Source organism: Bacillus sp. FSL K6-0993 (assembly GCF_037977205.1).
Classification (GTDB): domain Bacteria; phylum Bacillota; class Bacilli; order Bacillales; family Bacillaceae; genus Bacillus; species Bacillus subtilis.
Genome location: NZ_CP150275.1, coordinates 2,495,291 through 2,513,624, shown reverse-complemented (window position 1 = coordinate 2,513,624; position 18,334 = coordinate 2,495,291). Strand labels below are relative to the sequence as shown.

Genomic DNA, 18,334 nt, shown 5'->3' with positions numbered 1-18,334 from the left:
CCTAAAAAATCGGTGCATTAAAATGTACCGGTTTTTTTATTTAGCCGGGATAAGAAAGTGAATCAATCGGTAAAACAAGTTTGTAAGCGGAAGGAATAAAAGAGCTGTTACTACATTAAATAAAAGACTGAAATGAGCAATCCTTTGGGCAGGATCGGGTGATAACTGCTCTACAAAGCCGCTCGCTGCGGTCAGAAAAGGCAATACTAGAGCCACCCCTAGCACGTTAAATACCACATGGGCATACGCTGTCTGTTTCGCCGCATATCCGCCGGATACAGCAGCCATGACAGCTGTAATGCATGTCCCGATATTGGATCCGAGTACGACGCTCATCGCCTGTGTCAGTCCGATAATCCCTTCATTCATAAAACTCATCAAAATGCCGATACAGACAGAACTGGAGTGAATGATGGCAGTTAACACCATCCCGATGAGCAAAGCGGACCAGTTTGAATCGTTAACATGGTATAGAACGTCGGCTCCCGTTTTCAGCTTCGTCAGCGGCCCGGCAAGGTGGCTGAATCCGCTGATGCAAAAGAAGATGATGCCCAGTCCAAGGAAGCTTGTTCCCAGCTGTTTCAAAGGATACCTGCCAGTCAGAAAAAACAATAAACCTCCTATTAAAAGAACCCAAATCAAAATATCCATTTTGATAGCAATAAATTCAGTTGTAAAAGTAGAGCCAACATTCGTCCCCAGAATCATCGGTATCGTCCGCTTAAAAGAAAGAACGCCCGCACTTACAAAGCCGATGACAATGACCATAAAGGCTGAGCTGCTCTGAAGTATCCCCGTAAATACAATACTGATAAGAAACGCTTTTAACGGATGGTCCGTAAATAAAAGCAAACGTTCTTCAATTTTTGAGTACGCCATTGAAATTAAGCCCTTTCGAAGCATGTTCATGCCTGCGAGAAAGAATAATATAAGAGCAGTAAAGCTAATCAGAATTAACATCCTATTCACCAACCCCTTTCTTTCATTATATAGACAGGCAGTCGCACTCATGACGGAAAAGTGAACTTACTTAGTTGACCTGACTGATGGCTTATATTATAATGTCAAAGTACATGTTTATATGTGTAACTTAAAGGTAGTCGATTGGTGTATTCGGAGGGAGGGAAAGAGAATGTCAAAAACGGTCGTTAGAAAAAACGAATCGCTTGAAGATGCTCTTCGTCGCTTCAAACGCAGTGTATCAAAGACAGGTACTTTGCAAGAAGCAAGAAAGCGTGAATTTTATGAAAAACCTAGCGTAAAGCGCAAGAAAAAGTCTGAAGCTGCTAGAAAACGCAAATTCTAAAAGAGGGTGGATTTATGAGTCTTCTTGAGCGTCTCAACCAGGATATGAAGCTGTATATGAAAAACCGTGAGAAAGACAAACTGACTGTCGTTCGAATGGTTAAGGCTTCACTTCAAAATGAAGCAATTAAGCTTAAGAAAGACAGTTTGACCGAGGATGAGGAACTCACTGTCCTTTCTCGTGAACTTAAGCAACGTAAAGACTCCCTCCAGGAATTTTCAAACGCTAATCGTTTAGATTTAGTAGATAAAGTTCAAAAAGAGCTGGACATTTTAGAAGTTTATTTACCTGAGCAGCTGTCAGAAGAAGAGCTGCGTACAATCGTAAATGAAACCATCGCGGAGGTCGGTGCGAGCTCAAAAGCGGACATGGGCAAAGTGATGGGGGCAATTATGCCTAAAGTAAAAGGTAAAGCTGACGGAAGTTTAATTAATAAGCTTGTGAGCAGTCAACTGTCTTAAATGGCAAAGAAAAGGACATCTTTCTAAGAGAGATGTCTTTTTTTATACATAAAAAAATGAAACCTTTGATACATTTGTTACGTATGAAGAGAAGGCACTTATTATAAAAGGAAGGAGGGATACACCGCCCTTGCTTCAAATCAAAGGATTCCGTGCTGCTCTTTTGAGTATATTTTTGCTTTCTTTATTAGGCGTACAACTGAACGCAAAAGCAGAAAAACAAACTGTTTATGTGATTCCGGTTGAAAAAAATGTCGAACAGGGTCTCGTCTCGTTTTTGTCCCGTTCGTTACAAGACGCAAAGGATGCACATGCAGACCATATTATTCTTGATATCAATACCCCGGGGGGATTGGTCAAATCTGCTATTGATATGGCCGATTTGATAACCGAAAGCGAGATCCCCGTAACTGCATATGTCAACAAACGCGCGTTGTCTGCTGGTGCATATATTGCACTTCAAGCAGATCACATTTATATGGCGCCTGGCGGAAAAATGGGAGCCGCCGCGATTGTTGATGGCCAAGGCAATGCCGCTGACCAAAAAGCTCAATCACTTTGGCTGGCAGAGATGGAAGATGCCGCAGTGAAAAATAACCGCGATCCAAAATATGCGCTCGCAATGGTTGACCCAGATATAGATGCCAAGGAAGTCGGCGCGCCTAAGGGAGATCTGCTGACACTTAACGCAGACAAGGCAATTGAGATAGGCTATTCAGAAGGCACTGCTGACAATTTGTCCACGCTCGTAAAGAAGCTTGGGTTCGAAAAGGCGCAGATCAGCTACGCAAAGGAGAGCTTTGCGGAAAAGACGGCAAGGTGGCTGACGAATCCGGTCATTGTCCCTATTCTGCTGACAATCGCTTTTTTAGGTCTGACGGTGGAGCTTTTTTCACCGGGTGTTGGCCTCCCTGGAACGGCTGGACTTATTGCGTTATTGCTGTTCTTTTACGGGCATCTTGCAGCCGGCCTTGCCGGGTATGAGACGGTTCTCCTCTTTATAGCAGGGGTGATCCTCATCCTGCTTGAGATTTTTCTTCCCGGAGGAATCATTGGATTACTGGGCTTGGGAGCGGTTATTGCGAGCCTGTTTTTAGCCGCGGGGAGCTTCACTGTCATGGCGGTTTCTCTCTTGATCGCCTCAGCTGTTTCGATTACAGCTTTTATTTTACTGACAAGGGTGTTGGGAAAGCGTATGAAATTCTTTAAGAAATTGATATTAAATGATTCTACAAATACGGAGAGCGGCTACGTTTCAAATCAAACGCGCACGGACTTAATGGGAAAAGTGGGTATAACCTTTACACCGCTGCGTCCTTCCGGTACCGTCATTATTGATGATGAACGCCTTGACGTCGTTTCAGAGGGATCGTTTACAGAAAAAGATAAGAAAGTAAAGGTGATTAAAGTAGAAGGCTCCCGCATTGTCGTGCGAGAAATTTAAACAGAAACGAGGAGAATAGATATGGATCCATCAACACTTATGATTCTGGCTATTATCGTAGTAGGGATCATTGTTTTAGCTGTATTTTTTACATTTGTGCCTGTGATGCTATGGATTTCAGCATTAGCAGCCGGAGTTAGAATCAGCATTTTCACTCTTGTAGGGATGAGGCTTCGCCGCGTCATTCCGAATCGGGTTGTTAACCCGCTGATTAAAGCGCATAAAGCCGGACTCGACGTTGGAACAAACCAGCTTGAAAGCCACTATCTTGCCGGAGGAAACGTTGACAGAGTTGTCAATGCTCTGATCGCTGCTCAGCGAGCCAACATTGAACTCACATTCGAACGCTGTGCTGCTATTGATCTTGCCGGCCGTGACGTATTGGAAGCCGTGCAGATGAGTGTTAACCCTAAGGTGATTGAAACACCATTTATTGCCGGTGTTGCCATGGACGGGATTGAAATGAAAGCGAAAGCGAGAATCACAGTAAGAGCGAATATCGAACGCCTCGTCGGGGGAGCAGGGGAAGAAACCATTGTAGCCCGTGTCGGCGAAGGGATTGTCTCTACAATCGGTTCATCAGATAATCATAAAAAAGTGCTTGAAAACCCTGATATGATTTCTCAGACAGTCCTTGGAAAAGGATTGGACTCAGGAACTGCGTTTGAAATTCTCTCAATTGATATTGCAGATGTAGATATCGGCAAAAACATCGGTGCAATTTTACAAACCGATCAGGCCGAGGCTGATAAAAACATCGCGCAGGCAAAAGCGGAAGAACGACGTGCGATGGCTGTCGCTCAAGAACAGGAAATGCGCGCCCGCGTAGAAGAAATGCGCGCGAAAGTGGTAGAAGCCGAAGCGGAAGTGCCGCTTGCGATGGCAGAAGCTTTACGTGAAGGGAATATTGGCGTCATGGACTACATGAATATCAAAAACATCGATGCTGACACAGAAATGCGTGATTCATTCGGCAAACTGACGAAAGATTCGTCTGATGAAGACCGCAAATCATAATCTCTCTAAGAAGGGAGAACGCTGATGGAAGATATACTGACCAATCCGCTTATTATTGCAGCGATTATCGGAATCATTTCTGCGATTTTCGGCAAAAAGAACAAAGAAGAAAAGCAAAACAGCCAAAAAAGAAAAAAACCTCAACACGTGCAATCTGCTTCTCCTCAAAAGAAGCAGTCAAAAGAAGACGCCCCTGCACCTATCCCTAACCGTATGGAACAGGCAAGACGGGAAGCGGAAGAAAGACGCAGGGAAACAGCAAGAAACTTGAAAGGGCTGGAACGAGATCTTGCTGCTGCCAAACAAAAAACAGTATACACAAAACAAAAAATGCTTCAGGTGAATAAAGACACTGTCGTACAGGGGATCGTTCTAGGAGAGGTGTTCGGACCTCCACGGGCGAAAAAACCTCACCGTACGATGCGCCCAGCCCGTAAAAATTAAAGTGTTAGAACCTCCTTTCAAATCATACATATGAGATGAAAGGGGGTTCTTTTTGTATGGGGCAAAGAAAGAATCGTATGAAAGCTTGGCTGACAAGAGCATTGGAAATTCCCCCGGACGTTATGATGGATCTGCCGAGGATTACAATGGTTGGCAGACTTCATATCTACATAGAAAACCACAGAGGTCTTTTGCTTTTCAGTGAGAATGAAGTGAGGCTGATGCTGAAGCAGGGCCAGTGCATCATATCTGGTAAAAATTTTGTCATCAAGGCGATTCTTCCGGAAGAGATACTTTTGGAGGGTACGATTGATGTCGTTCGATATGTTGAGTCATAAAGCCGAGGGGGAAATGTTGTGAAAAATAAATGGCTGTCTTTTTTTTCGGGTAAGGTCCAGCTTGAATTGACGGGAAGAGGGATTGAGCGGCTCCTTAATGAATGCACAAGACAGGGGATTCCGGTCTTTCATGTCAAAAAAAAGAAAGAAGCCGTATCGTTATATATACAGCTTCAGGATGTACATGCCTTTCGGCGGGTGAGAAGTAAATTTAAATGTAAAGCCCGATTTATCAATCGGAAGGGTTTTCCCTTCCTGTTGCTGAAATCAAAGCTGAATATAGGGTTTACGATCGGTTTTGCGATTTTTTTCATCCTTTTGTTTTTGCTGTCCAATATGGTGTGGAAAATTGATGTGACAGGCGCTAAGCCTGAAACAGAACATCAAATGAGGCAGCATCTTAATGAAATCGGCGTCAAAAAGGGCCGTCTGCAGTTTTTAATGATGTCGCCCGAAAAAATACAGAAATCATTAACCAATGGAATAGACAATATCACTTGGGTCGGAGTTGATCTGAAGGGGACGACCATTCACATGAAAGTTGTGGAGAAAAATGAGCCCGAAAAAGAAAAGTATGTTAGCCCGCGCAATATTGTCGCCAAAAAGAAAGCAACCATTACGAGAATGTTTGTGCAAAAAGGACAGCCCATGGCTGCCATACACGATCATGTTGAAAAGGGGCAGCTGCTTGTTTCGGGACTGATCGGCAGCGAAGACCATCAGCAAGAAGTTGCCTCAAAAGCAGAAATTTACGGAGAAACCTGGTATAGATCAGAAGTGACAGTCCCGCTTGAAACATTATTTAACGTCTATACGGGCAAAGTAAGGACAAAGCACAAGCTTTCTTTTGGTTCTTTGGCAATCCCGATCTGGGGGATGACGTTTAAAAAAGAGGAATTGAAGCATCCAAAAACAGAACAAGAAAAGCATTCGCTTCATTTTCTCGGATTTAGGCTCCCTGTATCCTATGTCAAAGAGCAAACGAGAGAAAGTGAAGAGGCTTTACGAAAATATACGAAAGAAGAAGCAGTTCAAGAAGGCATTAAATTGGGTAAACAGGATGTAGAGGATAAAATAGGCGAAAACGGCGAGGTGAAAAGTGAAAAAGTTTTGCACCAGGCTGTTGAGAATGGTAAAGTAAAGTTGATTATTCTCTACCAAGTTATAGAAGATATCGTTCAAACCACACCTATTGTCAGGGAGACTGAAGAATGACAGAACATTTACTTGCGATGAATCAAAAACTGAAAAACCCGGACGAGGCGCTTTCACTCTTCGGGAACCAAGATTCTTTTTTGAAATTGATGGAGAAAGATCTGAATGTAAATATCATTACGCGCGGCGAGACGATTTATGTTTCAGGCGATGATGAATCGTTTCAGATTGCAGACAGGCTGCTGGGATCGCTCCTCGCTTTAATTCGCAAGGGGATAGAGATCTCTGAACGTGATGTGATTTACGCCATCAAAATGGCAAAGAAGAATGAACTTGAATACTTTGAAAGCATGTATGAAGAAGAAATTACAAAAAACGCAAAAGGCAAATCAATCCGTGTAAAAACAATGGGACAGCGGGAATACGTGGCCGCTATGAAGCGGAATGACCTTGTATTCGGCATTGGTCCGGCGGGAACCGGGAAAACGTACCTGGCTGTCGTAAAAGCAGTCCATGCTTTAAAAAACGGACATATCAAAAAAATCATTTTAACAAGACCTGCCGTGGAAGCTGGTGAAAGCCTTGGTTTTCTCCCAGGTGACCTAAAAGAAAAAGTAGATCCTTATTTGCGCCCGCTGTATGACGCTCTCCATGATGTGCTTGGGGCAGATCATACAGAACGTCTGATGGAAAGAGGCATCATTGAAATTGCTCCGCTCGCATATATGAGGGGACGGACGCTCGATGATGCTTATGTTATACTTGATGAAGCACAGAATACCACGCCTGCTCAAATGAAAATGTTTTTGACGAGACTGGGTTTTGGCTCTAAAATGATCATTACAGGTGACGTTAGCCAAATTGATCTGCCGAAAGGCGTCAAATCGGGACTTGCAGTAGCGAAGGAGATGCTGAAAGGAATAGACGGCATTTCTATGATTGAGCTAGACCAGACAGACGTGGTCAGACATCCGCTTGTTGCGAAAATTATTGAAGCATACGATAAGCAAAATTAATGCTGAATGACCCGATCGCGCGTTATCGGGTCATTTTTATGATTGCTTATGGGCTTGATGTTTCAAGAGGAGGTTCTTGTGTTGAAAAAGAAGGCTAAGACCAAAAGCAGCTCAAAAAAATGGAGCAGTTTTAAAAATGCACGCTCCATGCATGTACTGCTGTATCTTCTGCTGGCTGCCATTATGTTTGCTTTGCTCTTTGTACATGTTAAGCCGGAAACACTTGATTTAGACCTGTTTTCAGTCAGCGACAAGACCATTTACGCTCCGGCAACCGTAGAAGATCAAAAAGCCACAGAGGAAAAAAAGCAAGCCGCTGAGGACGCGGTTGAAGATCAATATACATTAAAAAAAGAATATACAGACAATCGGATTGACCTTGTGTCATCAATATTCGACAGTATTAGTGAAGTGAAAAAATCATCGGAAGAAGGCAGTAAATCACCATCGGAAAAATCAATGGTCAAATCTGTAAAGGACAAATTGACATCAGATGTGAATGATTCTATATCGGAGGATTCCATCAAGACATTGCTGAAAGCAGACAGTGAAGACTTTTCTTTTGTTAGAGATACGGTCATTACCGCAGTAAATACGGTCATGAGCAGTGAAATCCCTTCGGATAAACTATCTGATGCAAAGGATAAGGTAGAAAAAGAGCTAAAAAGCAATTCTATTCCTTCTAAATACTTGGGAGCTGCGACAGAAATCGGGCGTTTTGCTATTATTCCGAATTACGTCTTCGATCCGAAAGCAACAGAGGCAAAACGGCAGGAAGCCTCAGATAATGTCCAGCAGGTTCAAATCAAACAGGGGCAAGTGCTCGTGGAAGAAAATGACCTCATTGATCGGGAAGTGTACAGGAAACTTGAGCTGACCGGGTTATTAAATAACTCAAATCTCTTTAAACCGATCAGCGGGCTATTGATTATGATCGGACTTTTCATTGCAACACTTGTATATTATTTTGAAAAACAGAAACAAAATCTGAAGTTTAAAAACCAATCCATTCTGTTATTCTCAATTATCACAACACTTTTGCTTGTGATCATGGAGGTTGTCAGTTTGTTTCAGAAGATGGAGTATAATAATATCGGCTATCTGGTCCCCATTGCGGCCGGCGCCATCTTAATCAAACTGCTGATGAATGAACGCATTGCCATTTTGGGAAGTATCATTCTTGCGATTTGCGGAAGTATGATGTTTAATCAGGGTGTGACAGGAACATTCAATTATGTCATAGGGATTTATTATTTGATCAGCGGCATTTCAGGTGTATTATTTTTAGGAAAACACAATGCAAGATCAAAGATTTTGCAGACCGGCCTTTTCGTGGCGTTTATTAATATGGTTGTCGTTCTATCCTTATTATTGATCCAGAACACTGCGCTATCAGGTCTTGAAATCGGCACGTTAATGCTCATGGGGGTTGTGTCGGGGTTTGCTTCATCTGTATTAATCATCGGCCTGATGCCGTTTTTTGAGACGGGCTTTGGCATTTTATCCACCATGAGGCTGCTCGAGCTGTCTAATCCTAACCATCCGCTATTGCGCAAAATACTGACGGAAACACCAGGTACATATCATCACAGTGTAATGGTTGCCAATTTATCAGAGGCAGCCTGTGAAGCGGTTGGGGCTAATGGTTTGCTTGCAAGAGTCGGCGCATATTATCACGATCTCGGAAAAACAAAGCGCCCGCAATATTTTATTGAAAACCAAATGAATATTGACAATCCGCATGACAAGCTGTCACCTCAGTTGAGTAAAAATATTATTATCTCGCATACGACAGACGGTGCGAATATGCTGAGAAGCTATAAATTTCCGAAAGAGCTTGTCGATATTGCTGAGCAGCACCATGGAACCTCGCTTTTAAAGTTTTTTTACTATAAAGCGAAGGAAAAAGGCGACCAGATTACAGAGGAAGAGTTCCGTTATCCGGGGCCGAAGCCGCAGTCAAAGGAAGCCGCAATTATATCAGTGGCCGACAGTGTTGAAGCGGCCGTCAGATCCATGCATAATCCAAATCCTGAACGAATTGAAAAGCTTGTCCGGGGTATTATATCCGATAAGCTTCAGGACGGACAGTTCAGTGAATGCGATTTGACATTTAAAGAGCTGGATACAATCGCAAAAACGCTCTGTGCAACATTAAAAGGAATTTTCCACTCCCGGATTGAATATCCGGAGGCTACTAAGAAGGTGAAATAGATGAGTTTACTGATTGATATCGTTGATGAAACAGGAAGCGTCTCAGAAGAGATGCTCAAAGAAGTAGAAAATCTGCTTCAAATTGCCGCTGAGCGTGAAGGCGTTCAGGATCAGGCTGAAGTTTCTGTCACGATTGTTTCCAATGATGACATACATCAGATTAACAAAGAATACCGGGGAAAGGATGCTCCGACGGATGTCATCTCATTTGCTCTTGAAGAAGAGGGAGAAGACGAGATCGAAATCGTGGGCGCCGAAATGCCTCCGGTTTTAGGTGATATTATCATCAGTGCCGATCGCACAAGAGAGCAGGCAGAGGAGTATAATCATTCTTTTAAAAGAGAGCTCGGATTTCTAGCTGTACACGGATTTCTGCACCTTTTAGGATATGACCATATGACGAAAGAGGAAGAAGAGGAGATGTTTACTAAGCAAAAGGAATTGCTGGACGCTTATGGACTCAAAAGATCATAGAAATGAGCTGAAGCGATTCTTCAAAAGCTTCGTGCATGCAGGCCGGGGCATCTGGGAAACAGCGCGGACGGAGCGGAATTTCCAATTTCATACCGCAGCCGCCTGCGCTGTTCTCATTTGCGGCTTCCTTGTAGAGCTCAGCATGATTGAGTGGATGATTATATTCCTTTTGATTGGCGGTATGTTTTCGCTTGAGCTTTTAAATACAGCCATTGAACATACGGTTGATTTAATAACTGACAAACATCACCCTCTTGCTAAAGCGGCCAAGGACGCTGCCGCCGGGGCTGTTTGCGTTTTTGCCGTGATTTCGTGTATCATTGGTTTACTTATTTTTTTGCCAAAGCTGTAATGGCTGAAAATTCTTACATTTATTTTACATTTTTAGAAATGGGCGTGAAAAAAAGCGCGCGATTATGTAAAATATAAAGTGATAGCGGTACCATTATAGGTAAGAGAGGAATGTACACATGAACAGACAAGAATTAATAACAGAAGCTTTAAAAGCGCGTGATATGGCATATGCGCCGTATTCCAAATTCCAAGTAGGAGCCGCTCTTCTTACCAAGGATGGAAAAGTGTACAGAGGCTGCAACATTGAGAACGCGGCATACAGCATGTGCAATTGCGCCGAGCGTACTGCTTTATTTAAAGCTGTTTCTGAAGGGGATACAGAGTTTCAGATGCTGGCCGTTGCGGCTGACACCCCTGGACCGGTATCTCCGTGCGGAGCCTGCCGCCAGGTGATTTCTGAGCTTTGCACAAAAGACGTTATTGTCGTACTAACTAATTTACAAGGACAAATAAAAGAAATGACTGTGGAAGAATTATTGCCAGGCGCATTTTCATCGGAGGATTTACATGACGAACGAAAGCTTTAAATCAGGATTTGTATCCATTATTGGAAGACCAAACGTAGGAAAATCTACATTTTTGAACAGAGTCATTGGACAAAAAATCGCGATCATGAGCGATAAGCCCCAAACGACGAGAAACAAGGTGCAAGGAGTACTGACGACAGGCACATCACAAACCATTTTTATTGACACACCAGGGATTCATAAACCTAAGCATAAACTTGGGGACTTTATGATGAAAGTGGCGCAAAATACATTAAAAGAAGTCGATTTGATCTTGTTTATGATCAATGCTGAGGAAGGCTACGGGAAGGGCGAAGAATTCATCATTGAGAAATTGCAGACGATGTCTACGCCTGTATTCTTAATCGTAAACAAAATTGATAAAATTCATCCCGACCAATTGCTTCTGCTAATTGACGAATACCGCAAACGTTATCCTTTTAAGGAAATTGTTCCGATTTCTGCTTTAGAAGGAAATAACATCGAAACATTGCTCGCTCAGATTGAAGCGTATTTGCCGGAAGGGCCGCAATTCTATCCGAGTGACCAGGTAACTGACCACCCTGAACGATTTATCATTTCTGAATTAATCAGGGAAAAGGTGCTGCATTTGACGAGAGAAGAAATCCCGCACAGCATTGCGGTGGCCATCGAATCCATCAAAGGGCAGGACAACGGTTCTGTGCACGTAGCGGCAACGATTGTGGTCGAGCGGGATTCCCAGAAAGGCATCGTGATCGGTAAAAAAGGAAGCCTTCTAAAAGAGGTTGGAAAAAGAGCGAGAGCGGATATTGAAGCACTGTTGGGCTCCCGTGTCTACCTTGAATTGTGGGTGAAAGTGCAGAAAGACTGGCGTAATAAAATGTCCCAGCTTCGCGATTTTGGCTTTAAAGAGGACGAATATTAATCTCTTGCTGTGTGTGTCATTATCTCACAGGAACAGGGATACATTAGCAAATTTTGTTTAACATGAAATGGAGGACATCTGGTCAAGATAAAGGTAAGAATTTGGAGTTTAGGTAAGCTAGTTTAACTACAGAAAGGTGGGTTTCTTGTGTTGAATTTTACCTGGAACGTATTTTCTCAAACAGGAAATGTTGATACGTATCTTCTTTTTAAAGAACTGGAAAAAGAGAACATGGAAAGACCCGAAGAACTAGAAGATGAGCTAGCCCGATTTGATTATCCAATTTTATAAACCTCTTGGCCGCTCCTGCTTGAGGAAGGTGCGGAAATGCTGACAAAATGTGAAGGAATCGTTCTTCGCACAAATGATTACGGAGAGACGAATAAAATCGTAACATTACTGACAAGAGAACACGGAAAAATAGGTGTTATGGCACGAGGCGCCAAAAAACCGAACAGCCGTTTATCAGCAGTCAGCCAGCCCTTTTTGTATGGTTCTTTCTTAATGCAAAAAACATCGGGCCTCGGAACGCTTCAGCAGGGGGAAATGATCCTCAGCATGAGAGGCATCAGGGAAGACTTGTTTTTAACAGCATATGCTGCCTATATTGCTGAGTTAGTCGACAGAGGCACAGAAGAAAAAAAGTCAAATCCTTATTTATTTGAATTCATACTAGAATCATTAAAACAGCTGAATGAAGGAACAGATCCGGATGTTATCACCTTCATTGTTCAAATGAAGATGCTCGGTGTCATGGGCCTGTATCCTGAGCTGAATCATTGTGTACATTGTAAAAGCCAAGACGGAACCTTTCATTTCTCTGTTCGTGATAATGGTTTTATATGCCACCGCTGTTTTGAAAAAGATCCTTACAGGATACCGATTAAACCGCAAACGGCAAGGCTGTTAAGACTCTTTTACTATTTTGATCTGTCGAGACTCGGCAATGTGTCCTTAAAAGAGGAAACAAAAGCTGAATTAAAGCAAGTGATTGATTTATATTACGAAGAATATTCGGGATTGTATTTAAAATCAAAGCGCTTTTTAGATCAAATGGAAAGCATGAAACATCTTATGGGTGAAAACAAAAGTTGACATTTGGTCCATCTTTTTATATGATCATTTATTATAAAATATGTTGCAGTGAGAGAAAGAAGTACTTGCGTTTACCTCATGAAAGCGACCTTAGGGCGGTGTAAGCTAAGGATGAGCACGCAACGAAAGGCATTCTTGAGCAATTTTAAAAAAAGAGGCTGGGATTTTGTTCTCAGCAACTAGGGTGGAACCGCGGGAGAACTCTCGTCCCTATGTTTGCGGCTGGCAAGCATAGAGACGGGAGTTTTTTGGTTGCTGCCGCAGTCAACTTATGAAAGAAAAGTGGAGGTGCTTGAAATGAATATTCAAGACATGATTCTAACCTTGCAAAAGCATTGGTCCAGTCAGGGCTGTGTGCTTATGCAGGCTTACGATGTAGAAAAAGGAGCCGGCACGATGAGCCCGTATACATTTTTGCGCAGTATCGGCCCTGAGCCGTGGAAAGTGGCTTATGTAGAGCCTTCCAGACGTCCTGCAGACGGCCGCTACGGGGAGAACCCGAACAGACTGTATCAGCATCATCAGTTCCAGGTCATTATTAAACCGTCTCCTGATAACATTCAAGAGTTGTATTTGGATTCTTTGCGTGCTCTTGGAATTGATCCGCTTGAGCACGATATTCGCTTTGTTGAAGACAACTGGGAGAATCCGTCTTTAGGCTGCGCGGGTCTAGGCTGGGAAGTTTGGCTTGACGGAATGGAAATAACACAATTTACGTATTTCCAGCAGGTCGGAGGATTAGAGTGTAAACCCGTTTCTGTAGAGATTACGTATGGAATTGAGCGTCTCGCGTCTTATATCCAGGATAAAGAAAACGTGTTTGACTTGGAATGGACGTCAGGGTTTACAGTAAAAGATTTATTCATGATGGCTGAATATGAGCATTCTGTTTATACGTTTGAAACATCAGACGTCGATATGCTGTTCCAATTGTTCAGCACATATGAAAAAGAAGCGATCAAGCAAATGGATAACGGACTTGTTCATCCAGCATATGACTATGTGCTGAAATGCTCGCACACCTTCAATCTGCTTGACGCCAAAGGTGCGATCTCTGTTACCGAGCGGACGGGCTATATCGCAAGAGTGCGGAATTTAGCTAGAAAAGTAGCAAAAACCTATTATGAGGAACGAGAAAAACTAGGGTTCCCAATGCTTAAAGGGGAGGGTTCTTCTCATGAGTAAACAGGATTTACTTTTAGAGATCGGATTAGAGGAAATGCCGGCGCGCTTTTTGAATGAAAGCATGGTTCAGCTTGGCGACAAGCTGACAGGCTGGCTTAAAGAAAAAAATATTACTCACGGTGAAGTGAAACTCTTCAATACACCGAGACGTCTTGCTGTGTTCATTAAGGATGTCGCAGAAAAGCAGGATGATATAAAAGAAGAAGCAAAAGGGCCTGCGAAAAAAATTGCCCTTGATGCGGACGGGAACTGGACAAAAGCGGCAATCGGCTTTTCAAAAGGCCAAGGCGCGAATGTGGAAGACCTGTACATTAAAGAAGTAAAAGGCATAGAGTATGTATTCGTGCAAAAATTCCAAGCCGGCCAAGAAACGAAGTCGCTTCTGCCGGAACTGAGCGGTTTAATTACAAGCTTGCATTTCCCGAAAAACATGCGCTGGGGAAATGAAGATTTGCGTTATATCCGACCGATCAAATGGATTGTCGCATTATTTGGACAGGATGTCATTCCATTTTCGATCACAAACGTTGAGTCTGGACGGACAACACAGGGACATCGTTTCCTCGGACATGAAGTGTCAATTGAATCACCTTCAGCTTATGAAGAGCAGCTGAAAGAACAGCATGTTATTGCTGATCCTAGCGTCCGAAAGCAAATGATTCAATCTCAGCTGGAAACAATGGCTGATGAAAACAATTGGAGCATTCCAGTTGACGAAGACCTTCTTGATGAAGTGAATCATTTAGTAGAATACCCGACAGCTCTTTACGGTTCATTTGAATCCGAGTTTCTGTCAATTCCTGAAGAAGTGCTTGTCACAACAATGAAAGAGCATCAGCGCTACTTCCCTGTCAAAGACAAAAACGGTGACCTGCTGCCTCACTTTATCACAGTCCGAAACGGCAACAGCCACGCGATTGAAAATGTGGCCCGAGGCAATGAAAAAGTGCTGCGCGCACGTTTATCTGATGCTTCATTCTTCTACAAGGAAGATCAGAAACTAAACATTGATGCAAATGTGAAGAAGCTTGAAAATATCGTTTTCCATGAAGAGCTTGGTTCTCTTGCTGATAAGGTTAGAAGAGTCACATCAATCGCAGAGAAACTTGCCGTTCGTCTTCAGGCTGATGAAGATACATTAAAACATGTGAAGCGGGCTGCTGAAATTTCTAAATTCGACCTTGTGACGCATATGATATATGAATTCCCTGAACTTCAAGGAATTATGGGCGAAAAGTATGCGAGAATGCTTGGCGAAGATGAAGCTGTGGCTGCGGCAGTTAATGAACATTATATGCCTAGATCAGCGGGCGGAGAAACGCCTTCTACTTTCACCGGAGCTGTTGTAGCAATGGCGGATAAGCTTGACACAATCGCTTCATTCTTCTCTATCGGCGTAATTCCGACCGGTTCCCAGGACCCTTACGGACTGCGCCGCCAAGCTAGCGGTATTGTTGCGATTCTTCTTGACCGCAACTGGGGAATTTCATTTGAAGAGCTGCTAACTTTCGTACAAACCGATAAAGAAAATGAACTGCTGGATTTCTTCACTCAGCGCTTGAAATATGTCTTGAATGCTGAACAAATCAGACATGATGTCATTGACGCCGTGCTGGAAAGCTCTGAGCTTGAGCCGTACTCTGCGCTGCATAAAGCACAAGTACTGGAGCAAAAGCTTGGTGCACCTGGTTTTAAGGAAACAGCCGAAGCGTTAGGCCGAGTGATCTCTATCAGCAAAAAAGGAGTCCGCGGAGACATTCAGTCTGATCTGTTTGAAAATGAATACGAAGCAAAACTGTTTGATGCCTACCAAACAGCGAAGCAAAATCTGCAGGAAAACTTCAGCAAAAAAGATTATGAGGCGGCGCTTGCTTCACTTGCAGCCTTAAAAGAACCGATCGATGCTTACTTCGATCATACAATGGTTATAGCGGATAATGAGTCATTAAAGGCAAATCGTTTAGCGCAAATGGTAAGCTTGGCGGATGAGATCAAGTCCTTTGCGAATATGAATGCCCTTATTGTAAAATAAAGAGAGAAAAGGCGGTTGCTGTGTGATCGGTAATCGTCTTTTCCCCATTTATAAGTTTTTTGTTTGATTACAAGATATTTACGTTATAATATGGATTATTATTTCTTTACATAGCTATGAAGTGAAAAGGTGGTGAGTACGATCGAACTAAATAAACGGCAAGAACATATTTTGCAGATTGTAAAAGAAAACGGGCCGATTACAGGGGAGCATATTGCAGAAAAGCTGAACCTAACCAGGGCGACATTGCGCCCGGATTTAGCCATACTCACCATGTCAGGATTCCTCGAGGCGCGCCCGAGAGTCGGTTATTTCTATACGGGAAAAACCGGCACGCAGCTTTTGGCGGATAAACTCAAAAAGCTTCAGGTGAAAGACTTTCAATCTATCCCCGTAGTGATTCACGAAAACGTTTCTGTGTACGATGCGATTTGCACCATGTTTTTAGAAGATGTAGGTACTCTGTTTGTGGTGGACCGCGATGCTGTTTTAGTCGGGGTGCTTTCACGAAAAGACTTGCTCAGAGCGAGCATTGGCCAGCAGGAGCTTACATCGGTCCCTGTTCACATCATCATGACAAGGATGCCGAACATTACGGTGTGCAGACGCGAGGATTATGTGATGGACATTGCAAAGCACTTAATAGAAAAACAAATTGATGCACTTCCTGTCATCAAAGACACCGATAAAGGCTTTGAAGTGATCGGCAGAGTGACAAAAACAAATATGACCAAAATACTTGTCAGTTTATCTGAAAATGAAATCCTATAAGATTGCAAACTAACGGGGGGATAATATGAATAACCGCATCATCTATGTTGTATCGGATTCCGTCGGTGAAACGGCTGAATTGGTAGTAAAAGCAGCACTCAGCCAATTTAACGGATCGGCGGATGATACTCATGTAAGAAGAATTCCTTATGTTGAAGATATAGGCACTATCAATGAAGTGATTTCACTTGCAAAGGCAGACGGGGGCATTATCTGTTTTACACTCGTGGTGCCGGAAATCAGAGAATATTTGATAGCCGAAGCGGAAAAAGCAAATGTTTTATATTATGATATTATCGGCCCGTTGATTGATAAAATGGAAACAGCCTACGGTTTAACAGCGAAATACGAACCGGGGCGGGTGCGCCAGCTTGATGAAGATTATTTCAAAAAAGTGGAGGCCATCGAGTTTGCAGTTAAATACGATGATGGACGTGATCCAAGAGGGATTTTAAAAGCTGATATCGTTTTGATCGGCGTGTCAAGAACGTCTAAAACACCGCTGTCTCAATATCTCGCACACAAACGCCTGAAGGTTGCCAATGTTCCGATTGTACCGGAGGTTGATCCGCCGGAAGAACTCTTTAACGTTGATCCGAAAAAATGCATCGGTTTAAAGATTAGCCCTGATAAACTGAATCATATCAGAAAAGAACGCTTAAAATCACTCGGGCTTAATGATAAAGCGATTTATGCAAATATCAACAGAATCAAAGAGGAACTCGAGTATTTCGAAAAGATTGTGGATCGGATCGGCTGCCAGGTTGTTGATGTTTCAAATAAAGCGGTTGAGGAAACAGCAAATATTATCCATCATCTCAAAACAAAAAACATATAACTCAGGACGCTCTATCCTGGGTTTTTGGCTGTGCCAAAAGGGAATAATGAAAAACAATAGCATCTTTGTGAAGTTTGTATTATAATAAAAAATTGTGATAAAATGATTAATTTTAGGTTTAAGGATCGTGTGATACGAATAAACTATTATGGGTAAGATGTCAAGAATTTCTCCCGGAAATTTTTCGACAAATTCATATACATCCACAATAATAAAGGATGTGCGATTTTGCTTGCTTTTATGCAGGAGTTTAATGGAGGGATGGAGAATTACTCTTCTTAATGAACAAGAAAAGACGATTTTTGTCGATGCTGATGCTTGTCCGGTAAAAGATGAAATTTTACAAACAGCATCCGAGTATGAAGTTCAAGTTCTTTTTGTCGCTTCATTTGAACATTATCAGCTTTCCAGAAGCAATGAAGAAAAATGGAAGTATGTTGATCCTCATAAAGAAGCTGCTGATTTATATATCGCAAATCACGTGAAACCGGGAGATATTGTTGTGACGCAGGACATCGGATTAGCATCTCTGCTGTTGAACAGAAATGTCTCTGTTATGTCGGAAAGAGGTCGTCTTTACAAAGAAGACACGATTGATTTTGCTCTAGAGGGCCGTCATTTTTCCGGCAAACAAAGAAGAAAAGGCGTATATGCCAAAGGGCCTAAAAAATTGAATAAAGAAGATCGAGAACGATTTATTACACTGCTGCAAAAAATCCTGTCGAACGATGAAGGGATTTTGCACTAAAGCATCGAATAATGTACGACGGAGTGTTA

General features: G+C 42.7%; 21 protein-coding genes. 20 read left to right on the top strand and 1 reads right to left on the bottom strand.

The window, feature by feature from the left end; translation table 11 throughout:
- Positions 1-36: 36 nt before the first annotated feature.
- Positions 37-960, bottom strand: a complete 924-nt coding sequence (locus MHH79_RS13080) for a Na/Pi symporter (protein ID WP_340034603.1) — start codon at positions 958-960, stop codon at positions 37-39.
- Positions 961-1,132: 172 nt separating this feature from the next.
- On the opposite strand from MHH79_RS13080, the gene rpsU reads away from it, so the two are divergent.
- From rpsU to MHH79_RS12980, 20 genes are all read left to right on the top strand, one after another.
- On the top strand, positions 1,133-1,306 hold the full coding sequence (rpsU, locus tag MHH79_RS13075) for a 30S ribosomal protein S21 (protein WP_003152957.1): 174 nt from the start codon (positions 1,133-1,135) through the stop codon (positions 1,304-1,306).
- 14 nt (positions 1,307-1,320) lie between these two features.
- Positions 1,321-1,767: a GatB/YqeY domain-containing protein gene (locus tag MHH79_RS13070; protein WP_003230022.1), complete on the top strand. Its 447-nt coding sequence runs from the start codon at positions 1,321-1,323 to the stop codon at positions 1,765-1,767.
- A 130-nt stretch (positions 1,768-1,897) separates the two neighbouring features.
- Positions 1,898-3,211 (top strand): nodulation protein NfeD, encoded by a 1,314-nt coding sequence (locus MHH79_RS13065; RefSeq protein ID WP_309530227.1) that lies wholly within the window; start codon positions 1,898-1,900, stop codon positions 3,209-3,211.
- Positions 3,212-3,232: 21 nt separating this feature from the next.
- Positions 3,233-4,228, top strand: coding sequence for a flotillin-like protein FloA (gene floA, locus MHH79_RS13060; RefSeq protein WP_003237085.1), 996 nt, complete (start codon positions 3,233-3,235; stop codon positions 4,226-4,228).
- Between the two features lie 24 nt (positions 4,229-4,252).
- Entirely contained in the window at positions 4,253-4,672 is a 420-nt protein-coding gene (locus MHH79_RS13055) for a hypothetical protein (RefSeq protein WP_015384123.1), read from the top strand.
- A 56-nt stretch (positions 4,673-4,728) separates the two neighbouring features.
- Positions 4,729-5,010, top strand: a complete 282-nt coding sequence (gene yqfC / locus MHH79_RS13050) for a sporulation protein YqfC (RefSeq protein ID WP_003226191.1) — start codon at positions 4,729-4,731, stop codon at positions 5,008-5,010.
- Positions 5,011-5,028: 18 nt separating this feature from the next.
- Positions 5,029-6,225, top strand: a complete 1,197-nt coding sequence (gene yqfD / locus MHH79_RS13045; protein ID WP_340034596.1) for a sporulation protein YqfD — start codon at positions 5,029-5,031, stop codon at positions 6,223-6,225.
- Complete coding sequence (locus tag MHH79_RS13040; protein ID WP_014477373.1) at positions 6,222-7,181, top strand: PhoH family protein; 960 nt, start codon at positions 6,222-6,224, stop codon at positions 7,179-7,181. The genes yqfD and MHH79_RS13040 overlap by 4 nt, the downstream gene beginning before the upstream one ends.
- Positions 7,182-7,259: 78 nt before the next feature.
- Positions 7,260-9,395, top strand: coding sequence for a cyclic-di-AMP phosphodiesterase PgpH (gene pgpH, locus MHH79_RS13035; RefSeq protein ID WP_010886570.1), 2,136 nt, complete (start codon positions 7,260-7,262; stop codon positions 9,393-9,395).
- On the top strand, positions 9,396-9,869 hold the full coding sequence (gene ybeY / locus MHH79_RS13030) for an rRNA maturation RNase YbeY (protein ID WP_340034594.1): 474 nt from the start codon (positions 9,396-9,398) through the stop codon (positions 9,867-9,869).
- Positions 9,850-10,221 (top strand): diacylglycerol kinase family protein, encoded by a 372-nt coding sequence (locus MHH79_RS13025; protein ID WP_100506296.1) that lies wholly within the window; start codon positions 9,850-9,852, stop codon positions 10,219-10,221. The genes ybeY and MHH79_RS13025 overlap by 20 nt, the downstream gene beginning before the upstream one ends.
- A gap of 118 nt (positions 10,222-10,339) precedes the next feature.
- Complete coding sequence (locus tag MHH79_RS13020) at positions 10,340-10,750, top strand: cytidine deaminase (RefSeq protein WP_003230049.1); 411 nt, start codon at positions 10,340-10,342, stop codon at positions 10,748-10,750.
- Positions 10,731-11,636 carry a GTPase Era gene (era, locus tag MHH79_RS13015; RefSeq protein ID WP_100506297.1) on the top strand — a complete coding sequence of 302 codons (906 nt, stop codon included), beginning with the start codon at positions 10,731-10,733 and terminating at the stop codon, positions 11,634-11,636. Before MHH79_RS13020 ends, era begins: the two co-directional genes overlap by 20 nt.
- Before the next feature lie 147 nt (positions 11,637-11,783).
- Complete coding sequence (locus MHH79_RS13010) at positions 11,784-11,927, top strand: YqzL family protein (RefSeq protein ID WP_003230053.1); 144 nt, start codon at positions 11,784-11,786, stop codon at positions 11,925-11,927.
- Between the two features lie 36 nt (positions 11,928-11,963).
- Positions 11,964-12,731 carry a DNA repair protein RecO gene (gene recO / locus MHH79_RS13005; RefSeq protein WP_015384118.1) on the top strand — a complete coding sequence of 256 codons (768 nt, stop codon included), beginning with the start codon at positions 11,964-11,966 and terminating at the stop codon, positions 12,729-12,731.
- Between the two features lie 297 nt (positions 12,732-13,028).
- Complete coding sequence (gene glyQ / locus MHH79_RS13000) at positions 13,029-13,916, top strand: glycine--tRNA ligase subunit alpha (RefSeq protein ID WP_003226213.1); 888 nt, start codon at positions 13,029-13,031, stop codon at positions 13,914-13,916.
- Entirely contained in the window at positions 13,909-15,948 is a 2,040-nt protein-coding gene (gene glyS / locus MHH79_RS12995) for a glycine--tRNA ligase subunit beta (RefSeq protein ID WP_340034591.1), read from the top strand. Before glyQ ends, glyS begins: the two co-directional genes overlap by 8 nt.
- A gap of 132 nt (positions 15,949-16,080) precedes the next feature.
- Positions 16,081-16,719, top strand: a complete 639-nt coding sequence (ccpN, locus tag MHH79_RS12990; protein ID WP_003237058.1) for a transcriptional regulator CcpN — start codon at positions 16,081-16,083, stop codon at positions 16,717-16,719.
- Between the two features lie 25 nt (positions 16,720-16,744).
- Positions 16,745-17,557 (top strand): pyruvate, water dikinase regulatory protein, encoded by an 813-nt coding sequence (locus MHH79_RS12985; RefSeq protein WP_003230064.1) that lies wholly within the window; start codon positions 16,745-16,747, stop codon positions 17,555-17,557.
- A 253-nt stretch (positions 17,558-17,810) separates the two neighbouring features.
- Complete coding sequence (locus MHH79_RS12980; protein WP_003230065.1) at positions 17,811-18,305, top strand: YaiI/YqxD family protein; 495 nt, start codon at positions 17,811-17,813, stop codon at positions 18,303-18,305.
- Positions 18,306-18,334: the final 29 nt, after the last annotated feature.

Excerpts from the sequence above, each read along its gene's own strand:
- MHH79_RS13080 (WP_340034603.1), bottom strand. The coding sequence starts at position 960 with ATGTTAATTCTGATTAGCTTTACTGCTCTTATATTATTCTTTCTCGCA.
- rpsU (WP_003152957.1), top strand. The coding sequence starts at position 1,133 with ATGTCAAAAACGGTCGTTAGAAAAAACGAATCGCTTGAAGATGCTCTT.
- MHH79_RS13070 (WP_003230022.1), top strand. The coding sequence starts at position 1,321 with ATGAGTCTTCTTGAGCGTCTCAACCAGGATATGAAGCTGTATATGAAA.
- floA (WP_003237085.1), top strand. The coding sequence starts at position 3,233 with ATGGATCCATCAACACTTATGATTCTGGCTATTATCGTAGTAGGGATC.
- MHH79_RS13055 (WP_015384123.1), top strand. The coding sequence starts at position 4,253 with ATGGAAGATATACTGACCAATCCGCTTATTATTGCAGCGATTATCGGA.
- yqfC (WP_003226191.1), top strand. The coding sequence starts at position 4,729 with ATGGGGCAAAGAAAGAATCGTATGAAAGCTTGGCTGACAAGAGCATTG.
- MHH79_RS13040 (WP_014477373.1), top strand. The coding sequence starts at position 6,222 with ATGACAGAACATTTACTTGCGATGAATCAAAAACTGAAAAACCCGGAC.
- ybeY (WP_340034594.1), top strand. The coding sequence starts at position 9,396 with ATGAGTTTACTGATTGATATCGTTGATGAAACAGGAAGCGTCTCAGAA.
- MHH79_RS13025 (WP_100506296.1), top strand. The coding sequence starts at position 9,850 with ATGGACTCAAAAGATCATAGAAATGAGCTGAAGCGATTCTTCAAAAGC.
- MHH79_RS13020 (WP_003230049.1), top strand. The coding sequence starts at position 10,340 with ATGAACAGACAAGAATTAATAACAGAAGCTTTAAAAGCGCGTGATATG.
- era (WP_100506297.1), top strand. The coding sequence starts at position 10,731 with ATGACGAACGAAAGCTTTAAATCAGGATTTGTATCCATTATTGGAAGA.
- recO (WP_015384118.1), top strand. The coding sequence starts at position 11,964 with ATGCTGACAAAATGTGAAGGAATCGTTCTTCGCACAAATGATTACGGA.
- glyQ (WP_003226213.1), top strand. The coding sequence starts at position 13,029 with ATGAATATTCAAGACATGATTCTAACCTTGCAAAAGCATTGGTCCAGT.
- glyS (WP_340034591.1), top strand. The coding sequence starts at position 13,909 with ATGAGTAAACAGGATTTACTTTTAGAGATCGGATTAGAGGAAATGCCG.
- MHH79_RS12985 (WP_003230064.1), top strand. The coding sequence starts at position 16,745 with ATGAATAACCGCATCATCTATGTTGTATCGGATTCCGTCGGTGAAACG.
- MHH79_RS12980 (WP_003230065.1), top strand. The coding sequence starts at position 17,811 with ATGGAGGGATGGAGAATTACTCTTCTTAATGAACAAGAAAAGACGATT.